The sequence below is a fragment of the Streptomyces inhibens genome (assembly GCF_022221585.1).
GTDB classification, from domain to species: domain Bacteria; phylum Actinomycetota; class Actinomycetes; order Streptomycetales; family Streptomycetaceae; genus Streptomyces; species Streptomyces inhibens.
On the sequence record NZ_CP084681.1, the window covers coordinates 3,651,296 to 3,669,559 of the forward strand.

Annotated in this window: 15 protein-coding genes; 5 read left to right on the forward strand and 10 right to left on the reverse strand. The window is 67.7% G+C overall.

What is annotated here, in order from left to right; all coding sequences use genetic code 11:
- Positions 1-204: 204 nt before the first annotated feature.
- From KI385_RS16710 to KI385_RS16730, 5 genes are all read right to left on the reverse strand, one after another.
- Complete coding sequence (locus KI385_RS16710; protein ID WP_238572995.1) at positions 205-1,218, reverse strand: AAA family ATPase; 1,014 nt, start codon at positions 1,216-1,218, stop codon at positions 205-207.
- Between the two features lie 1,355 nt (positions 1,219-2,573).
- The gene (locus tag KI385_RS16715; protein ID WP_238572996.1) at positions 2,574-3,104 is read right to left on the reverse strand and encodes a hypothetical protein; all 531 of its coding nucleotides are present in this window, start codon (positions 3,102-3,104) and stop codon (positions 2,574-2,576) included.
- 121 nt (positions 3,105-3,225) lie between these two features.
- The gene (locus KI385_RS16720; RefSeq protein WP_238572997.1) at positions 3,226-4,959 is read right to left on the reverse strand and encodes an alpha/beta hydrolase; all 1,734 of its coding nucleotides are present in this window, start codon (positions 4,957-4,959) and stop codon (positions 3,226-3,228) included.
- Between the two features lie 6 nt (positions 4,960-4,965).
- Entirely contained in the window at positions 4,966-5,772 is an 807-nt protein-coding gene (locus KI385_RS16725) for a hypothetical protein (protein WP_238572998.1), read from the reverse strand.
- Between the two features lie 743 nt (positions 5,773-6,515).
- Positions 6,516-6,872 carry a site-specific integrase gene (locus KI385_RS16730; protein WP_238572999.1) on the reverse strand — a complete coding sequence of 119 codons (357 nt, stop codon included), beginning with the start codon at positions 6,870-6,872 and terminating at the stop codon, positions 6,516-6,518.
- A 280-nt stretch (positions 6,873-7,152) separates the two neighbouring features.
- Here KI385_RS16730 and KI385_RS16735 point away from each other — a divergent pair, with 280 nt between their 5' ends.
- The 5 genes from KI385_RS16735 (at position 7,153) to KI385_RS16755 (ending at position 11,622) form a co-directional block, all read left to right on the forward strand.
- On the forward strand, positions 7,153-7,917 hold the full coding sequence (locus KI385_RS16735; protein ID WP_238573000.1) for a hypothetical protein: 765 nt from the start codon (positions 7,153-7,155) through the stop codon (positions 7,915-7,917).
- An 85-nt stretch (positions 7,918-8,002) separates the two neighbouring features.
- Entirely contained in the window at positions 8,003-9,538 is a 1,536-nt protein-coding gene (locus KI385_RS16740) for a transferase (RefSeq protein WP_238573001.1), read from the forward strand.
- Positions 9,539-9,682: 144 nt separating this feature from the next.
- Positions 9,683-10,357, forward strand: a complete 675-nt coding sequence (locus KI385_RS16745) for a DUF4328 domain-containing protein (protein WP_238573002.1) — start codon at positions 9,683-9,685, stop codon at positions 10,355-10,357.
- A 158-nt stretch (positions 10,358-10,515) separates the two neighbouring features.
- Positions 10,516-11,028 (forward strand): RipA family octameric membrane protein, encoded by a 513-nt coding sequence (locus KI385_RS16750; protein ID WP_238573003.1) that lies wholly within the window; start codon positions 10,516-10,518, stop codon positions 11,026-11,028.
- A gap of 102 nt (positions 11,029-11,130) precedes the next feature.
- A complete protein-coding gene (locus KI385_RS16755; protein WP_238573004.1) occupies positions 11,131-11,622 on the forward strand; it encodes a hypothetical protein in 492 nt (163 codons plus the stop codon).
- Positions 11,623-12,037: 415 nt separating this feature from the next.
- On the opposite strand, the gene KI385_RS16760 is transcribed toward KI385_RS16755, so the two are convergent.
- From KI385_RS16760 to KI385_RS16780, 5 genes are all read right to left on the reverse strand, one after another.
- Positions 12,038-12,442, reverse strand: a complete 405-nt coding sequence (locus KI385_RS16760) for a hypothetical protein (RefSeq protein WP_238573005.1) — start codon at positions 12,440-12,442, stop codon at positions 12,038-12,040.
- Positions 12,443-12,669: 227 nt separating this feature from the next.
- Entirely contained in the window at positions 12,670-13,869 is a 1,200-nt protein-coding gene (locus KI385_RS16765) for a polysaccharide deacetylase family protein (protein ID WP_238573006.1), read from the reverse strand.
- Positions 13,870-14,246: 377 nt separating this feature from the next.
- Complete coding sequence (locus KI385_RS16770; protein ID WP_238573007.1) at positions 14,247-14,438, reverse strand: hypothetical protein; 192 nt, start codon at positions 14,436-14,438, stop codon at positions 14,247-14,249.
- 150 nt (positions 14,439-14,588) lie between these two features.
- The gene (locus tag KI385_RS16775) at positions 14,589-17,207 is read right to left on the reverse strand and encodes an ABC transporter permease (RefSeq protein ID WP_238573008.1); all 2,619 of its coding nucleotides are present in this window, start codon (positions 17,205-17,207) and stop codon (positions 14,589-14,591) included.
- Positions 17,208-17,302: 95 nt separating this feature from the next.
- Entirely contained in the window at positions 17,303-18,085 is a 783-nt protein-coding gene (locus KI385_RS16780) for an ABC transporter ATP-binding protein (RefSeq protein WP_238573009.1), read from the reverse strand.
- Positions 18,086-18,264 lie beyond the last annotated feature (179 nt).

Sequence of the window (18,264 nt, forward strand, 5' to 3'; positions counted from 1 at the left end):
CAAGCGCTTTCCGGTAGTTGCGCAAATGAGCGCACAGCAGCGTCGAACTGTGGTCGCAGCCGAATGCGAGCCTCTTCAGCACTGTAAGGAGCTTCCGGCGCCCCTCCACCTGCCGGCAAGGACACCGGTGTAACCAAACGCTCGCCATGCCCAAGTAAGAAGTTTCGCTCCCCAGCCATTTGCCCCCCTGATATTTAGCTATCGCTACTCGTCGCGCTGCCGCCGACGGATCGTGTCGCGACTGATACCGGTCAGCTCGCTCACCCTTCGTTGCGAGATCCCTCCATGTTGCACTAGATCGAGGGCGATATGAAGACGATCGGCATACCCCATGTCACGCAGTCGATCTTGCCCTAGCTTCAGCAATACATCGAACAGAGGTTCGTCGCTCAAAGCCGCGCGCCTGCGTGCAGCCATAACCAGGCGCTCAGCGTCAGCAAACGAAGCTCCGGCTAGGGAGTGAACGAGAAACTGCACAACCTCCCGCGAAACGGGCCCGCAGTACTGAGCGAGAGCTTGCTCTAGCCCCTTCGGCCCAGGAAGCGGGAAGTCGACCACCAGGTCGAAGCGGCGCCACACTGCCGGGTCAAGAAGATCACCATGGTTGGTCGCCGCCAGGAGCAGGGAGCTGGATGGCCAGTCATCGATCTCTTGCAGAAGGACAGTTACCAGGCGCTTCAGCTCCCCCACTTCCGCTACGTCATCACGACGCTTGGCGACAGTGTCCAATTCATCCAGCAAAAGCACGGATGGACTAGATTTTGCATAGTCAAGGACTTTGCGGATATTGCTCCCTGTTCGCCCCAGGTAGCTGCTCATCACAGAGGAAAGGTCCAAGACCATGAGCGGCCGCTTCAGTTCGCCGGCGAGCCATCGGGCGGCCAACGTCTTCCCAACGCCCGGTGGCCCGGTAAAAAGGCCCGTCCGGCTGGGCGTCAAGCCGGACTTGGCGAGACGCTCCAGGTTCTGGTGCTCATCACGCAGTTGCTCCACCTGCGCCTTGACTGCGGGAACAAGCACAGGCGTCACGGCGGGGCCCAGCTGATCGGTTCGGATCAGCGGGAGGCGACTATCGCCGTCCAGCGGAACTGGCGTCGCGTTGCCGTGGTCCCGCATCGGGCTGTCAAGGCTAGGAGCCGCCCTCAGCAGGTCGCGCAGTTCCTCCGACAGAGCGACGTTGGTGCGCCGATAGCGCCGCGCCATGCGCTGCACCAGCATTTGCACATCTTGCGCCCGACCAGCCATCGCTACGCGAGCAAGATGGACTATATCCCTATCGTATAGCGTCGATTCTTCCACTGGTTGCATAACTTCCCCTTCTAGCATGGGGGTTAGCCTATCCTTGGGCGGGCTAACTTGGCGCACCTGAGGCGCAAGTAGTCCACCCCTCCCTCCGGGGTTCATCCTGTCGGGCGACTGCAGGCGTGGTTCCAAGGCGACAGGAGTCGGTCGTCGCTGGGAACAAAGGGCAGAGGATGAACCAACGACGGTGGTCACAGCAGGCCGGGACGCATGGCCAGGCACAACCTCTTATGTGTCCCAGCTATCCGACTGTCCGGTTGAAGCTGTGACCTGCGGAAACCCGCCGGACAGCTCTGGGCGCGGCTGTCCGGGCTGTCCGGTTACAGACGGGCTGCAACATCAGATCGTGTTGCAGCCCGTCGGCGAAGCCGACACTGATAGGTGGTAGGCGCCGAAGGCGACTTCGTATCCACTCACGGCCGCGAACTGCCGCTCTGGGGAGGCTCCTCCAGTCGAATGCGTGTCGAAGTTGCTCCTGCATGGAGCGCTCATCGCAAGAAACTCCCAGGTCAGAGGGGTTCGAACGGCGAACTGCACGTGTCTCTTCCAAGCACTTGGCCGCAGGTTCGAGTCCTGCCGGGGGCGCTCCGCAAGACCCTCCCCTTGGGAGGGTCTTTTTGCTGGTCAGGGCATGTGCGAGCACGCACGCAGAAGCACCGGACCCTCCCCGGTGATCAGGGGGAGGGTCCGGCACTGTCCGGCTGTCACCAGGTTTCTACGGGTGGCTGCGTCGAATACGTGTCGAAGTTTTCGCGGCCGGCCTCAGCCCGTCGGAAGCTCCGGCAGGTCTCCTCCCGCCTCGATCCGCTTCTTCAGGTCCGAGAGCTGACCCGAGATGCAACGTGCGTAGGTGGCGAGCAGCACCGGGACGTTGGCCTCAGGTCGACCGGGCCGGCAATCAGCGGGGCAATGCTCCTGCCGTTACGGTTGACTGCAGGGCCTCGCGGCCGTGTTCAGGTGGCCTGACCAGCACGGACGGGGTTTATGGCACTGACAACGTCCTGACCTCCTACCAACGGCACCACCGCGCCCATCGCCCTCGCCAGGCCCGTTGCCAACTACCGCCTGACGCCGAGGAACAGTCCGACATTGCAGGGCAGCTCCTCGACGCCCTCCGGGGGCTGTGGACCCGGATCCTCGGCGGCGTGATCAGCGAGTACCGCGACATCGCATGACCAGCCACGATGACTTTTCGATCGGTACACCTCAACTTCGCGATCGTCCTGGGCTGGTGACCTCGCGTACCGCCGATCCGCGCCAGGTCCAGGAGGTCAGCCGAATGGGTTGGAGCCGGAATGGCGTGTGGCGTCGGGGACCAGCTCCGCCACCACCTGCGGCTCTGTCGGGGCGTGGGCGTACTCGTCGATTTTTGTGCCTTCGGGCGCGTGGTAGGGCGGTGAGGTGACGGTGAAGCTGATGAGATCCGTCCGCGGTGCGCTCGGGTGGTTGTGCGGGTTCTTGCGTTCGCTCCTGATCAGCAGCTCGGCGAAGACCTTGTATCCGGACTTCTTGTGCACGGCCCGAAGCTGGGGCTGCTTGGCCTCGGAGTTCGCCGGCGCGTAACTCTTGATCTCCCAGCCTGCCGCAGGCATCTTGTCGACGAGATTCTTCATGCCGCTGCGCAGCTCGTCGGGTGAGGCATCGTTGATCGACCAGGCGTCATTCGTGTAGAAGGTGTTCTCCGCGCTGTCGATGGTCGTGATGAGAGCGCCGGGCGAGCCCTGCTGGTCGCGAACGGCGGTGAGTTCGAGGAGGCCGCGAGTGATCTCGTCGGCCTTCTGTTCTGCCGCTTCGGGCTTCATGGTCTGCAGGTCCTCCGCATCGGTTCCGCCGAACAGTGAGCATCCACTGAGCAATAGGGCGAGCAGGAGACCGCACGCCAGTCGTGGTGCGGGAAACCCGCGTCGGTAGCGTGGAAGCGCCTCAGTCATCACGTGACACCTTGTCATAGTCGCCGACGATCACGCGGGCTTGGTTGCGGAGGCTTTCCGAGGGGTCCGTCTGCGCCTCGTCGTTGTAATTCCAGTAGTCGCCATGTCCGCTGGTGTCGGTCTCCATCTGGTTCGCACCGAACAGATCCGAGTCCGGGGTCACCGCGTCGTACTCGCCCCACCACCGCCACTCGCGGGGGGCATGAGGTGTAAGGGATCCACCTTCGGGGACCCAGTCGTCGGTGCCTGTCTCGTTCCAGACATGGCCCTTGTCCACGTCCAGCTCGCTGGCCCGGCTGACCTGCATCCCGGGGCTCCCTGCGACCACGATGTCGTCGGCGTGGACGTCTCCCTGCCGTGCTGCCGAGCCGATCACCACGGATCCGTAGCTGTGGCCGACCAGCGTCGTATGGCTGGGTGAGTCGCCGTCGTGGGTGGCGCGGGTGCCGTCGACGAATTGATTCAGGAGTGGCCCGCCTTCGTTCGCCTTCTCGCTCTCCATGGCGTCGCCCGAGATCTCCTGGGGTGCTTCGTAACCGAGCCAGGTGACGGTCGAGACGCTCTGCCCGTCGCTGAGTCTCGAGCTCTCCCGCCATAGTGCGTCGGAGCGGTCGAGGTCGCCTCCGATGGTGGGGAGGTTGGTCTTGGTACCAGGGACGTAGACGGCAGTGTGGTCGGCGGTGTCCGGATTGCCGCGGGCGACGATCGCGCGGCCGATCCCCTCGTCATCGAAGCCGAGGAGATACCCCTCCGGCAGGCCCTTCTCGCCACCCTTGTCCAGATTCGACTGGATGGCGTTGGTGCCGTCGGAAAGCCCTTGAAGGGATTTCCGCTTCTCGTCCCATTCTTCCCACTCCGGGTTCGGTTTGCGGACGCTCGCGTCGATGGCTATCCACTTGTCCGGCTCTTCCTGGAGGTGCTGGTTGAGCTTCATCTGCGCATCGGCATGGGACTGACGCAGGCGGCCGCGGTTGGCCTCGTCCCGGACGTCTGAGGGGATTCCGTCGAGCGCGCCGATCTGCCCCGGGTAGAGGGCCTGGTACTCCTGCTGCTCCTCGTGGCTGAGGCCACGCCACCAGGAATTGACGTCCTTGGGCTTCGTTCCCTTCTTGGGAATGGAGTCCAGCCCCAGATCATCGCCGGCGGCCTTCCTGACCGCCTTGGAGTCGCGGGCCGCGTCGAGCCACATGCGGTCGTCGATTGTCAGTCCGCGGCCTGTTTGGAGGCGGTTGAGGGTGCTTGCGTACTCCTGATCGATCTCGGTGGCCCTCTTCACCGCTTGGGTGATGTGGTCCTGGATCTCCTGGGCCCAGTGGATATTGGGGTCCGGGCCGGTGTTTCCGCCCGCGTGGGGGTCGTCGGTGCCCTCGGCGGTGTATTCGACGGTGCCGTCGTCATGCACCGTGTACTTGCGGGACTCGGCCTCCTCCAGTGCCTCGATGAGCTTGCGGCGCTCGGCCGCCAGCGCGGTCGCAACGCCGTCCAGGGCTGTGCGGATGAGGCTGGTCTGTTGGGCGGCGTACTGGAAGTTCTGTCCCAGCCTGCCCAGGCGGTCCTGTGCGGCGTCGGCGTCGCGGCCTTTCCAGGAGCCTTGGAGAGGGCGGCGGATCACGGTATCGACCCAGTCCATGTAATTCGAGCAGCGGCTCATCATGACGCCCCACTCTTCACCGGCCCTCTGGCTGGGCTCGGATTTGTAGTTCTGCAGCTCGCGCATCGTGACCATGGGGCATCATCCGAACGGGTTGGGACGGGAGATCGACCTGCCGAGAGAGCCCTCTGCGTCGGGGCCGCCCTCTACGGAGGGGATGCTGATGTCTTGGTGTGGGCCTGGGCCGCCTTCTACGGAGGGGATGCCGATGTCCTGGCGCGGACCTGGGCCACCCTCTACGGAGGGGATGCTGCTCTCCGGGCGCGGGCGCGGGCCGCCCTCTACGGAGGGAATGCCGATGTCCTGGCGCGGACCTGGGCCACCCTCTACGGAGGGGATGCTGCTCTCCGGGCGCGGGCGCGGGCCGCCCTCTACGGAGGGGATGCCGATGTCCTGGCGCGGACCTGGGCCGCCCTCTACGGAGGGAATGCCGATGTCCTGGCGCGAACCTGGGCCACCCTCTACGGAGGGAATGCGAATGGCCTCGTGCGGGTCCTGGTACACGCCTCCAGCGGCCGGCTTGGCATTCTGCATCTCGTCGGCCGTCCATTCCTCACGCGTACGGATCGGCGTGGCGGAATTGTCGGAACCGATGAGGCCGGGATCCATGGCGGTATGGGCGGGCCTGGTGTGGACCTGCCCCGAACCCCCGTCGATTCCGGCCGCTGGTGCGCTGAAGCTTTGCGCGACCGCTTCATCGTTACTCTCATGGCTTTTTGCGGTGGCCTTGAGGAGCTCGGAGATCTCGCCGCTCTCTTTGCCTATGTCGTCCAGGCGTCCCATCCAGGCTTCAAGGACCACCTGGACTTGCGTGAGGTAGGTGAATCCCTGGCCACTGGCCATGATTCCGTGGTGTCCGGATTCCAGCTGTTTGCGCCCCGTGCTCATCTCGGACTTCATGTCTGAGGCGGGTACTGCTGCCGCGCGCAACGCTCTCGGATCTATTTCTGTGGTGCCGCTCACTGTTCTCTTCGTCCCCCGTGGTGAAGCTGCTGCGTGAGTTCCAATGCATGTAGGGCCAACTACCTTGGAATACCCAGCGGTTGAGATTCTCAGGTATGCGCTTTACAGCGAGTTGATCAGCTGTAGATGGGCGCGCGCAGGGGCCCGGCCCTTCCCCGGGTGGGCCGGGCCCCTGCGTTCACGGGGCCGGGTCGCGGGAGACCGGCGGAGCGGTGACGCCGAAGCCGATGACCGGCCAAGCGGCCGGTAGTGGTGATCCTTGATGCCGCACGCATACGTAAAGCCACACGCGCCCTCCCCCCGAGGTTGTGGTGCGTGCGCCAGAGTAGCAAGATCGTTCGGATGGTCGCGTTAAGGTAAGTGGCCATGGCACGTGAGGTGTTCATGTGAGAAGCAAGCCTCCGTACGGATCCGTGCGTGTCCCGGAGGACGCACCTCCCGGACACTCTCTTTCAGGCTTTGGCCGCAGGTTCGAGTCCTGCCGGGGCGCCAGACCAGACCCTCCCCTCGGGAGGGTCTTTTTGCTGGTCAGAGCACGTGCAAGCACATATGCAGAAAGCGCCGTACCCGCCCCGATTGATGGCGGGGAGGGTACGGCGTTGTCCGGCTGCCACCGGGTGTCTACGGGTGGCTGTGCCGAATACGTGTCGAAGGTTTCGCGACTGGCCTCAGTCCGCCGCGGGAAGCTCCGACAGGTCTCCACCTGCCTCGATCCGCTTCTTCAGGTCCGAGAGCTGCCCTGAGATGCATCGCGCGTAGGTAGCCGGCAACACCGGGACCCTGTTACCTGCCCACTCAGCAACCTGCGCCGGCGGAGCGCCGTCGTTGAGCCAGTTGGTCAGGCAGGTGTGCCGCAGGTCGTAGACCCGTTTCCCGAGCGGTGACACGCCGGAGGTTCGCCGCCATTGGGCGTCGCAGAACTGAACGGCGAAGTCGTACCGGTTCACCGCGCCGGCGCCGGACCGGCGGGAAACGGGTTGCCCCGTGGTGAGACTGAATGCCTCACCACGGCGCGTCGCGCTCACCAACTCCGAGCGAATGCATCCGCAAGTGCGTAGGTTGCGAGCGGTTGGCGATACGCCTTGTCGGCGCCGTCCAGCGCACGGTGTAAGTGGTCTTTCGCTTGCCCTTGTACGTAAGGATCTTCCACACCCTGCCGTCATATGTCCCGTCCATCAGGCCCTGTCCCCCTGGTCGTCCAGCCAGTGCTCGTAGTCGCTCCGCCGGATCCTCAGATCGCCGTTCGGAAGCTTGAGCAAGGTCGTCGAGGGACGCCGCTGGGGCGGTGAGCCCGACGAATGGGTCGTGAGCGAAGAAGTCGCGCGGAGCATCGCGCTGGCCGAGCAACTCACCGACGCCGAGCCCGGACAGCTGCTGTCCGGCAAGTTCCAGGGCTTTGAGAGCCGAGGAGCCATGAGCTGGCTGCGACAGTGGGTCGCCTCGCCCGCCGGCATCCGTCACGGTCTGGAGCCGATCCCCGACGACCCGGTGCACCCGCGCCGTCTGCGCCGCGCCCTCTCGCTCGAGATGGCTGCCCGGCCCGGTGGCCTGTTCGCCACCAAAGTCCACTTCAAGCACCTGCAAGTGGCCACCAGCGGCAGCTCGCCGGTCGTCCTCCCCGCACCTCTGGCCGGCCTGGTCCGCGACCTCGTCGCGACCCGCCGCGGCAAGGCCAAGATCGGCACTCCGGACGATGTCCCCTGGCTGTTCCCGGGCGGCCACCCAGGACGCCCTCTCACCGACAGCCAGATCGGCAAGCGCCTCCACAGCATCGGGATACGGCCCAAACAGGACCGGTCCACTGCACTGTTCACCCTGGCGACCGAACTTCCCGCCGCGATCCTCGCCCGGATGCTCGGCGTCCATATCAAGGTCGCCGTCCAGTGGCAGAAGGCATCGGCCGGGGACTGGGCCGCCTGTGCCGCCGATGTCAGCAGGCGGTCGGAACACCGTGAGGGAGCTTCATCCTGGCGGGGCCGCGGGTTGAGTCCGGCGGTGGCGCGGTATCTGCGGAAGCAGCGTGCGCCAGCGAGCACTCGCGGTGTCATCTGGTTGGAGGTTGTGGCCTGAACCGGCCACGGCCGATGGGCTGAGGTGGTAGTACGGGACGCAGTCTGCGCCGGATGGTGCTGGGGCAAGGTGGGGGTGGGCTGGGGTGTCCTCGGGCTTACGGGCGTTAACCCGGCTGGTCACGGCGGTCGCGATCGTCACGGCTTACGTCGCGCTGCACTTGGCGATCACCGCGGGCCTGGACCTGCGGGCCTGCGACCGCTTCCGCGGCGCCCCGGCGCGGGCCGCCGCGTTCACCGCCGCGCTGGACCGCTACGCCGACGGGGAGGTGTCCGCGCGCGCTGAAATCCGTGAGGCCGACAGGTGGTTCAAGAAGAACGCCCCGTCAGGAGGAAGCCGGACCGTGGTCTCCTCCGTCACCCGCGACATCGAGGAGGGCCGGTTCTCCCTTGCCCGCGAGCGTGTCGCCGGGCTGGCGGCTGATGTCAGGCAGGATCAGGCGGGGCTCGACCGGGAGCTCAGCTCGTCGAGCGTGACCGCTCTGTACTGGGTGGTGCCCGCCGTGGTGCTGCTCGGGCCGGCGCTGTGGCTGCGGCGTCGACGCCGGTCGGGCGCCGCGGAGATCGTCAGCGTGGTCAGCCGGTTCGCCCCGCCTCAGCCGTGGTGGCGGCGGCCGGTGTTCCTGCTGGCCAGCGGTGCCGGATACGTGCTGTTCGCGGCGGGCGCCATCGCTGCCGGCACGGCGCAGCGTCGGGGCTACACGATGCCGCCGATGAACTTCATGCTGTTGCTGGTCGGCGGCCTGGCCATGGTGGGTGCCGGGGTCCTGATCCTGCGCTACACCCGCCCGCGCTCGGCGCGCGGCGCGGCCCAGGCCCTGCTGGCCGACGGCCGCCAACCCGTGCTCTACCTGCGCAGCTTCACCGACGACGACACCGCGGCCCAGGTCGACGACTCGTCCGCGTTCGTCAGCATCCACTCGCGGGAGGAGCAACTCACGGGGGCGCTGGGCGCCGTCGGCCCCGTGATCACGGTGGGCAAACCCGGGGAGCCGCTGCCGCGGCTGGGAGCGGCACGGTTCTACCTGCCGCTCGACGACTGGCAGCCGACGGTGCTGCGACTGATGGGGCTGTCCCAACTCATCGTGCTGCGGCTGGGGTTGGGCGACGGGCTGTGGTGGGAGGTCCAGCGGGCCCGCGCCACCCAGCCCGCGCGCAAGCTCGTCCTGCTGACGCCGGGCGGACTGTGGCGGCAGGCCGAACGGCTGGAGCTGGCCGAACGGCTGGACGAACACCTGCCGACCCCGTCCCGGCTGGCCGAGGTGGCCGGGAGCGATCCCTGGACCGGCGCCGTCATCACCTTCGACCCCGAGTGGACGCCCCGGGTGCAACCGGTGGGGCCCGTGCCCCGTGCCAAGCTCCCGCGGGGCGCGCTCGTGCGCCGCGCGGCCCGCGCCGTGAAGGCCGGCTTCGTGTCGATGACCACGTTCACGCCCACGCACCACCTGGCCCGCGTCATCAAGGACGCCCTGGCGGCCGTGGGGGTCCGCAGACGGACGATGGCCTGGCGGGCCACCTTCGCCACGCAGACGTCGTTGTGGAAAGGGCTCGCGTTGGTCACGGTCCTGGCCCTGCTGCTCTGGCTCGCGAGCCGGGCGCTGCAACTCTTCGGCCTCGGTTAGTGCCGTTCCGTTACGACCGTCCCGCATGACATCCCGTGAAACCGGGGACACAACAGGGCAGCGGCTCATAGTCTGCCGACCCCACGTACTGCGCGGCGGGTCGACGATCTTCGGGGGAGGATCATGGACGGTTCACAGCAAGGCATGCCGACGAACGCGAATCCGGTGGCTGCGGAGCGGCCCAGGACGGTGACCGGCGCGGCCACGACCGCGACGATACTGATCTCCTTGGCGCTCGTGCATGAGGTGTTGGTCCTGGTGGGCAACTGGCGCCTGTACTTCCTCGCCCACGACTACCTGGCCGGGAAGGCGACGGCCGCGGACCTGGAGGCCGCCGACAACGATGCCCTCGCGACGCTGGGGGCGTTCTGGCCGTCCATGCTGGTATGGATCGTGTCCGGCATCGCGGTGCTCGTCTGGCTGTGGCGGGCCCGGATCAACGCCGAGCTGATGAGCGGTGCCGCCGCGCACCGCCGGGCCCGGGGCTGGGTGGTGGCCGCCTGGACCACCCCGGTGGCCAACCTGTGGATCCCGTACCAGGTCGTGTCGGACGTCTGGCGGGCCAGTGCCCCCCGGCGGTCCGTCCCCGTCACCCTGATCAACGCCTGGTGGGCGCTGTTCGTGGTCGCCAACTTCGTCGTCAAGCCGATCCAATGGCGCATGTCCTCGACGTTCGACAGCGAGCAGGACGTGCTGTCCAACGCGAACGTAACCACCCTGCTCACGGTGCTCTATGTGGGGGCCGGCGTGCTGGTCATCCTCATCGTCAGGCGAATCACCGCGTGGCAGACCCACGGGCCTGCCCAGAACGCGGTGTGAGGGAACGGGGCGCGCACCACTGTGAACGCGGTGTGAGGGAACGGGGCGCGCACCACTGTGAACGCGGCGGCGGGGGCGCCCCGTGGGCCGTCGCCCGCCGGTCGCGGCTCTGGCCTGTACGAGCGCACGGTGACGAACTACGGGGGGGAGATGCCAACATGGCCGGAATCAGTGACTCATTGTGGAACGAGGACATCGACGCGGACGACTACCGCGACACGGCTGCGACGTACCACGCCGCGGTCTTCGAGCAGTACAAGCTGTGCGTGGAGATGGCCGATCGGGTCAGCGCCCGGCGTAACCTCGCCAACACCTTCTTCCTGACCCTCCACAGCGGTCTGCTCGTCTTCCTCAGCTCCTGGCTGGCCCAGGAGCACCACCGCAGGGCTCCGGTCGCGCTGGCCCTGGCAGCTCTGCTGGTCCTGCTGGGCATGTGCGCCACCTGGTGGATCACCGTTCGTTCCTACCAGCAGTTGAACAAAGGCAAGTTCGCGGTGATCGGAGCGTTCGAGGAGCGGTTGCCGGCCCGCGCGTTCGTGGCCGCCGAATGGGGCGCTCTCGGCGAGGGGCGGGACTGGCGCGTCTATCTCCCGCTCAACCGCGTCGAGCGCTGGATCCCTTTCCTCTTCGCCGTGGCCTACCTCCTGGGCTTCGCCGTCGTCGCGCTGTAACGGCCGCGGCTACTCCCTGCCGCCCGCTACCTCCCGCTCTCCATGCCACCGGAGCGGGTTAGGGTGAAGGGCACATCGCCTCGGCCGGAAGCGGGTTGCTACATGGTCACCATCGCCGTCACCGGTCACATGGACCTGGCCGACGAAACAATCGGCCCCATCCGCACAGTCCTCCGTGAACTACTGGCCGACCTGTGTGACGACACGCTTGTGGGGCGCTCGTGCTTGGCCCGCGGCGCCGACACCCTCTTCGCCGAGGAGATCCTCTCGCTCGGCGGCCGACTGTCGGCGATCATCCCGTCCCGGGACTACCGGGAAGCGGTGGTCCGTCCCGCAGACCTCGCCGAGTTCGACGCCCTGCGCGACGCCGCCGCCGAAGTGGTGGTCATGCCGTACGAGCACGCGGGGCGCGCCGCCTACGAAGCAGCCAATCGCCGACTGCTCCAGGGCGCGGACCGCCTCGTCGCCGTCTGGGACGGCAGCGCCCCCACAGGTCGCGGCGGTGGTACGGCAGACACCGTGGCCGCGGCCCGCTTGGCCGGGTTGACCGTCGACGTCGTGTGGCCTCTTGGTGCCTTCAGGTCCGGCGCCTGACATCCATGCTTGGTTCAGGGAACCAACCGCCTTGCTTCCGCAGTTTCGTGGGCGGACAGCGGTGATCCTCCGCCAGTGACGAGGGTGTCGTGCGAGTGGGCCTCAGAGGCAGCAGCCGACAGGACAGCGGGCATGAGTGTCAGCGGTCGTGTCGTCCTCCCCCCCCTCACACGAGCGGAAACTTGTACTTCTTGTGGAGCAGAGAGTTGTCACCGCGTGGTGCGCAGCGTGCGACCAGAGGACGCATGCTGATCACCGTCGGGTGGTCCCTGCAATTGGGTCGGTCTTAGGCCTGGTGGGCACTGTGGTCGTGGCGCGCTCAGGGCAGATCTGGACTACGTCTTGCACACGGGACGCGAGAGGAGCCTTGGGTGTGACCGAGGCATTCCGATAGTTCCAGTACCCGAGTGCACCATCAGCCCGGCCCGGAGGCGCCCAGGCGGTCTTCCATCAGGAGTGGAAGACCGCGGAAGCCGCGGAGAAACGCGCCCGGACCCTTGAGGCGTTCCACCAGTTCCAGCAAGGCCAGCTTCCCGCCGGCCCCGGCGCTGATGCACTGCTGGCCTTCTTCCGGTCCGTCGAGGAGGAGTTGGAGGATCACGAGCCGGGCCCGGCGAAGGTGGTCACCGACCGGCAGATCGAGCTGGTGCTGAAACAGAAGGCATCGGTGCTGCACCTGGCCGCGGCGAACTACTGCTGGTTCGAGGACCCGGCCAAGGGCCTGTGTCACAAGCTCGCCGACGCGAAGGCCGCAGCAGGCCCGCTGAGCGGGCTCCGCGACAGCGCCCGCTGCCCGCAGGCCACCCACCACCTCATCCATCGGCCCGTCTGGCAGACCGCGGCCGACAACGGCGCCGTCCTGCTGGCCAGCCCCGTGTCCCCGCGGGGGAGGCTTAGACCTGCCAAGGCTTCGAGAACAGGTGCTCAAGGCGTCGCCCCTGTGGCGCGCCGGCAGGGGCGGGCTGCTGCCGCGCGGTGGCCAGGCCCGTCGGGGGCGCGCCGCTCGCTCGGCGCGCCGCCATCGTGGGTCGGCCCCCTCCGGGGCGGTCAGCCGCGTCCGGTGAAGTTCTGCCCGACGCCGAGCCCGCGCAGGTTGGCGAGGACCTGAGGGTCTTGCACGTCGAGCCAGTCGCACAGCTGGCGGAAGGAGACCATCCGGACGTCCTTGTGCTTGTCGTCGGCGATGTGCTTGATCGTGTCCTCGACGGCGTCCATGTAGATGCCGCCGTTCCACTGCTCGAAGTGGTTGCCGACGAAGAAGGGGGCCCGGTTCGTCTCGTACGCCCGCTGGAAGCCGGCTATGTAGGCGTCGGTGGCCTGCTTGCGCCAGGCCGGGTAGTTGGCCGGCGGGCCCTTGGTGGAGTTCCTCGACTGGTTGGCCAGGATGTTGTAGTCCATCGAGAGGACCTGGAAGGAGTGGCCGGGGAACGGCATCGACTGGAGCGGGAAGTCCCAGAGGCCCAGCTTCTTGGTGGGCCAGACCTGGACGCCGCCGGGGGAGCTGGCGTCGTACCGCCAGCCGCGCTTCTTCGCCGTCGGCAGCAGGTTGTTCTGCCCCTTCAGGCAGGGCGTGCGGCCGCCGACGAGCTCCTTGCTGTAGTCGAACGGCAGCGGTTCGAGGTCGGTGAAGCCGGTGTTCGTACGCCACTTGGTGACGAAGTCCATGGCCTGCTCGATCTCGGAGTCCCACTGGGCGGGGGTCCAGTGCTCGACCGAGCCGGTGCCGTCGCAGAAGTGGCCGTTGAAGTGGGTGCCTATCTCGTGGCCCTCCAGCCAGGCCGCGCGCAGGTTCTTCAGCGTCTCCTTGACGTGGTCATCAGACAGGTAGCCGATCGCGGAGGCGCCGACGGGGTTGTTCGGCGGCCGGTACAGGCGCTTCTTCGACTCGGGCAGCAGATAGAGCCCGGAGAGGAAGAAGGTCATCGAGGCGTTGTGATCTTTGGCGATCTTGCGGAACCTCGGGAAGAGGCCGTTGCCCACCTCGCCCGCCCCGTCCCAGGAGAAGACCACGAACTGGGGCGGCTTCTGGCCGGGCTCCAGCTTCTCCGGCTTGGGCGGCTGGCTCGGCTGCTTGCCCGTGTAGGCGGTCGAGCCGTCGCCGATCGGCTTGGCCTTGGCCGTCTGTCCGGGCTTGGCCCCGACCTTGCCGGACCCCGATGACCCGGAGGAGGAGCAGCCGGCGACGGACAGCGCCGCCGCCGCTCCTACCCCGAGTCCGAGCATGCCCCTTCGGCTGAATTCGCGCATAACGGTACCCATCGCATTTATTGCCCAGAAGTCCCCTATCGGGACGCCCAGTGAGATGAGATGACCAACGCCGCGGTTCCGCCGCGGCGGCGAAAGCTCAAAGATTGGACAGAGTGTCGACGCAGGGTCGTCGGCCGGTCACCGACGTGCGCTCCTCCGTGGGGACCGGCGAGTGTCGGGTGTACTCATGGGGCAGCGCACTTGCGGCACCGGCGGACGGAAAATGCGGGATCGGATTGCACGGACCAGGCCGCTACCGACCGCTGCGTCCCCAGGTGCCGTCAGCTGCACGTCCAGCCCGCGGGGTGGCCCCGCCGCGTGCGAAATCCGCCGCGGGAACGCGGGGCCACCCCAGGTGGTTCAGGGGCGTTGTGCTGCTACCCCTGGCGCTTGACGAACGTCGTCGGAACCGAGTTGCCGGGTGCCTGGATCAGGACACGGGCCGGGATGAGGACCATCTTCTGCTTTCGGGCGCCGTTGCCGTCGCTGAAGTCGAGCTTGTAGACGATGTACCCGATGTACCCGATGTACCTACCGCCGTTGGCTCGCCCCTCGACCCAGCCGTTCACGCCGTCGGGGAGGTCCCGGGCGTCGACCGCCGGTCGGTCGCGCCGGTATGCAGAGGGCTTTTCGGGAGGGCCGTTCAGGGGCGGACCGCGGCGCCATCGGGTGGCGCGGGCGGGGTAGCGCGGGCAGGATGCCGCCCCTGAGATCAGGGCTCAACTCGGCTGAATCGACTGCAGCATGTTCAGGCGGGCCGCCCGGCGGGCCGGCCAGATCGCGGCCAGGACGCCGATCATCAGGGCCAGCGCCAGGAAGGTGCCCAGGCGCTCCCACGGCAGGACCGTCTCGTACTCCTGCATCGACGACGTCGTCAGGCCGCCTCCGGCCCAGGCCAGGAAGATGCCCGTGCCGATTCCGAGCACCGCGCCGAACAGTGAGATCACCACCGACTCCAGCCGGATCATCTGCTTGATCCCGGAGCGGTCGAGGCCGATGGCCCGCAGCATGCCGATCTCACGGGTGCGCTCGAAGACCGACATGGCCAGGGTGTTGACGACGCCGAGGATCGCGATGACGACGGCCATGCCGAGCAGCCCGTACAGCATGTTGAGGACCGTGGTGATCGACCCGTCGTTCTCGTTGATGAGCTGCTCCTGGCTTCGGACCTTCAGCAGCGGGCTGTCGCCGAGTGCGGCACGGATCTTCCGCTCAAGGCCCGCAGCCTTGCCGGGCTCGGTCTTGACCAGCACGTTCTCAAGCTGCTTGGAGCCGGCGTACGGGAGCACGTCGGTCAGCGTGCCCAGCGCGTCGTCGACGGCACGGATCTTGGCGTAGATGCCGACGACCGTCAGCTTCTTCTTCGGGGCCTTGCCGGTGTCCATTCCGGTGGCCATATCGGCGTCGATGGTGTCGCCGACGCCGAGGCCGGCCTGGTCGGCGAACTCGTCGGAGACCGCGATCCGCCCGGGGCCGATGTCGCGCAGCGAGCCGGCGCGGAAGTCGAGTTGCGCGGCCTTGCCGAACGCCTTCGGGTCCGTACCGGTGATCACGCCGTACCTGCCGCGGGTGTCGAGCCCCGCCGAGGTGACGGGGGCGGCCGCGGCGACCCCGGGCACCCGGGCGACCTTGTCGGCCGCGTCCGTGTCGAGCCCGCGGGTGGTGCTGTTGGTGACCTTGTAGTCGGCGGCCAGGCCCTGGGTGGCTTCGTTGGCCATGGCGCGCTGGGCGGAGTGCCCGCCGACGGTCAGGCCGGTGATCAGGGCGAGCCCGATCATCAGGGCGGATGCGGTGGCGGCGGTGCGCCGCGGGTTGCGCAGCGCGTTCTCCTTGGCCAGCTTGCCGCTGACGCCGAAGAAGCGGGTGGTGACCTTGCCGGCCAGGGTGATCAGCGGCCGGGAGAGCAGCGGGGCCAGCACGATCACGCCGACGAGTGTCAGCGCGGAGCCGAGCATCGCGACCATCAGATTGGATTCGGCGCTGGTCCTGAGCGTGGAGACGTAGAGCATCACCAGGACTCCGGCCCCGGTGAGCAGGGTGCCGAACACGTTGCGGAACACCAGGGCGCGGGCGGCCGGAGCCTGGTCGACGCTGCTGAGCGCCGCTACGGGGGCGATCTTCGCGGCCTTGCGCGACGGCAGCCAGGCGGCCAGTACGGTGACGAGGACGCCGACCGCGAGTGACGACAGCGGGGCTGCGGGCGTGATGACCAGCGGTCCGTCGGGCAGCCCGGCACCCGTCGTGTTGAGCAGCGGGCGCATGGCGGTGGCGATGCCGAGGCCCAGCGCGAATCCGGCGACGGAGGCTACGAGGCCGAGGAGGGCTGCCTCGATGAGGACGGAGCGTACGACCTGACGGCGCGAGGCGCCCACGGCCCGCATCAGCGCGATCTCGCGGCTGCGCTGGGCGATGAGCATGGTGAAGGTGTTGGCGATGAGGAACACGCCGACGAACAGCGCGATTCCGGCGAAGACCAGCAGCGTCTTGGTGAGGGACCTGGTGTTCTTGACGATCTGGGCGGACTGTTCGGCGGCCAGGTCTGTGCCGCTGGTGGCCCTGGCCCCCTTCTTGGGGAGCAGCACCTGCACCTGGTCGGTCAGCGCGCTCTCGTCGGTACCGTCTTTGGCCGCGACCGCGATCTCGTCGAACTGGCCGGGGTGGAGGAACAGTTGCTGTGCGGTCCGGGTGTCGAAGAGCGTGAGGGTGCCGCCGGCGGTGACCCGTGGGTCATCGCTGGAGACGATGCCGACCAGCTTCTTGACCAGGGCGGGCCCGTCGATGGCGAAGCGGACGGTGTCGCCGATCCGGTAGCCGGCCCTCTCGGCGGTCCTGGCGTCCAGCGCCAGCTCGCCTGCGGCAACCGGGCCGCGGCCTTCCTTGAGCGGGAAGTGGCCGTCCTTGCCGTCCTTGCCCGGCAGGTAGTTGGTAGCCAGGCTCTGCCCGTTGTTGTCGGCGTCGACCGGGCGGCCGTCCTTGGCGGCCAAGGTGGCCTCGCCGTTGACGGTGGGGCGCACCGAGGCGACGCCGGGCAGCCGGCCGATCTTCCGCGCCAGCGCGCTGTCGAGGACGGAGGTCCGCCTGCCGTCCTCACCGCCCGCCGTATCGGTGGCAGTGGCTTCCTCGCCTCCCGCCGCATCGGTGTCGGTGGCCTCCTCCGCCCGCACGGAGACGGCCACGCCCTTGAGGCTCTGGGCGGAGGCATTGCGGAAGGCGTTCGCGGTGGTGTCGGCGAAGACGAGGGTGCCGGAGACGAAGGCGACGCCCAGCAGAACCGCGAGCGCGGTCATGATCAATCGGGCTTTGTGCGCAAGGACGTTGCGCAGGGCAGTACGCAGCATGGTGGTATGTCAGTCCTGGAAGTACTCGGTCGGGACGGGGAATCCGTACGGGAGGGGAAGCCGTACGGGAGGGGAAGCCGGGCCGAAGGGCCGCGTCAGCTCGTCCGCCCCTTGGCATCAAAGAGCCGCATGCGGTCGAGCACTGTCTCGGGGGTGGGGGCGAGCAGATCGTCGATGAGCCGCCCGTCAGCGAGGAAGACCACCCGGTCCGCGTAGGAGGCGGCCACCGGGTCGTGGGTGACCATCACGACCGTCTGCCCCAACTCGCGTACGGAATCCCGCAGAAAGCCCAGGACCTCCGCGCCGGAACGGGAGTCGAGGTTGCCGGTCGGCTCGTCCGCGAAGACGATCTCCGGACGCCCGGCCAGCGCGCGGGCCACGGCGACACGTTGCTGCTGGCCGCCGGAGAGCTGCGAGGGGCGGTGCCGCAGCCGCCCGGCCAGGCCGACGGTCCCCACGATCAGCTCCAGCCACTCCTGGTCGGGCTTGCGGCCGGCGATGTCCATCGGCAGCGTGATGTTCTCCAGGGCGTTCAGCGTGGGCAGCAGGTTGAACGCCTGGAAGACGAAGCCGATCTTCTCCCTGCGGAGTGTGGTGAGCTGACGGTCGCCCAGGCCGGACAGCTCGGTGTCACCGATCCGGGCCGAGCCCCCGGAGACGGAGTCGAGCCCCGCCATGCAGTGCATCAGCGTCGACTTGCCGGAGCCGGAAGGCCCCATGATCGCGGTGAACCGGCCGCGGCCGAACTCCACGGTCACCGAGTCGAGGGCGACGACGCGGGTCTCGCCCTCGCCGTAGACCTTGTTCAGCCCCGTCGCGCGGGCGGCGACGCCGGAGGAGGCGCGGAGGCGGGTGGTAGCGGTGGCAGACTGCGACATGGGTACTCCTGGACGGGGTGCGGAACTCGTGACCATCGTGGCCGCGAGACACCCCCGAATCCGTCGCTCTCAAGTCGGGAATACGCCGCCTGCCCAACGGCAGAACCGCCGCGGCCGTGTCACCCTCACGAACCACAGCCCCTCTGCCCAAAGACAGAGCCGACAGCTGTGCCCGAAGA

Excerpts from the sequence above, each read along its gene's own strand:
- KI385_RS16710 (WP_238572995.1), bottom strand. The coding sequence starts at position 1,218 with ATGCTGGTGCAGCGCATGGCGCGGCGCTATCGGCGCACCAACGTCGCT.
- KI385_RS16715 (WP_238572996.1), bottom strand. The coding sequence starts at position 3,104 with ATGAAGCCCGAAGCGGCAGAACAGAAGGCCGACGAGATCACTCGCGGC.
- KI385_RS16720 (WP_238572997.1), bottom strand. The coding sequence starts at position 4,959 with ATGGTCACGATGCGCGAGCTGCAGAACTACAAATCCGAGCCCAGCCAG.
- KI385_RS16725 (WP_238572998.1), bottom strand. The coding sequence starts at position 5,772 with ATGAGCACGGGGCGCAAACAGCTGGAATCCGGACACCACGGAATCATG.
- KI385_RS16745 (WP_238573002.1), top strand. The coding sequence starts at position 9,683 with ATGCCGACGAACGCGAATCCGGTGGCTGCGGAGCGGCCCAGGACGGTG.
- KI385_RS16750 (WP_238573003.1), top strand. The coding sequence starts at position 10,516 with ATGGCCGGAATCAGTGACTCATTGTGGAACGAGGACATCGACGCGGAC.
- KI385_RS16755 (WP_238573004.1), top strand. The coding sequence starts at position 11,131 with ATGGTCACCATCGCCGTCACCGGTCACATGGACCTGGCCGACGAAACA.
- KI385_RS16760 (WP_238573005.1), bottom strand. The coding sequence starts at position 12,442 with ATGGATGAGGTGGTGGGTGGCCTGCGGGCAGCGGGCGCTGTCGCGGAG.
- KI385_RS16765 (WP_238573006.1), bottom strand. The coding sequence starts at position 13,869 with ATGCGCGAATTCAGCCGAAGGGGCATGCTCGGACTCGGGGTAGGAGCG.
- KI385_RS16775 (WP_238573008.1), bottom strand. The coding sequence starts at position 17,207 with ATGCTGCGTACTGCCCTGCGCAACGTCCTTGCGCACAAAGCCCGATTG.
- KI385_RS16780 (WP_238573009.1), bottom strand. The coding sequence starts at position 18,085 with ATGTCGCAGTCTGCCACCGCTACCACCCGCCTCCGCGCCTCCTCCGGC.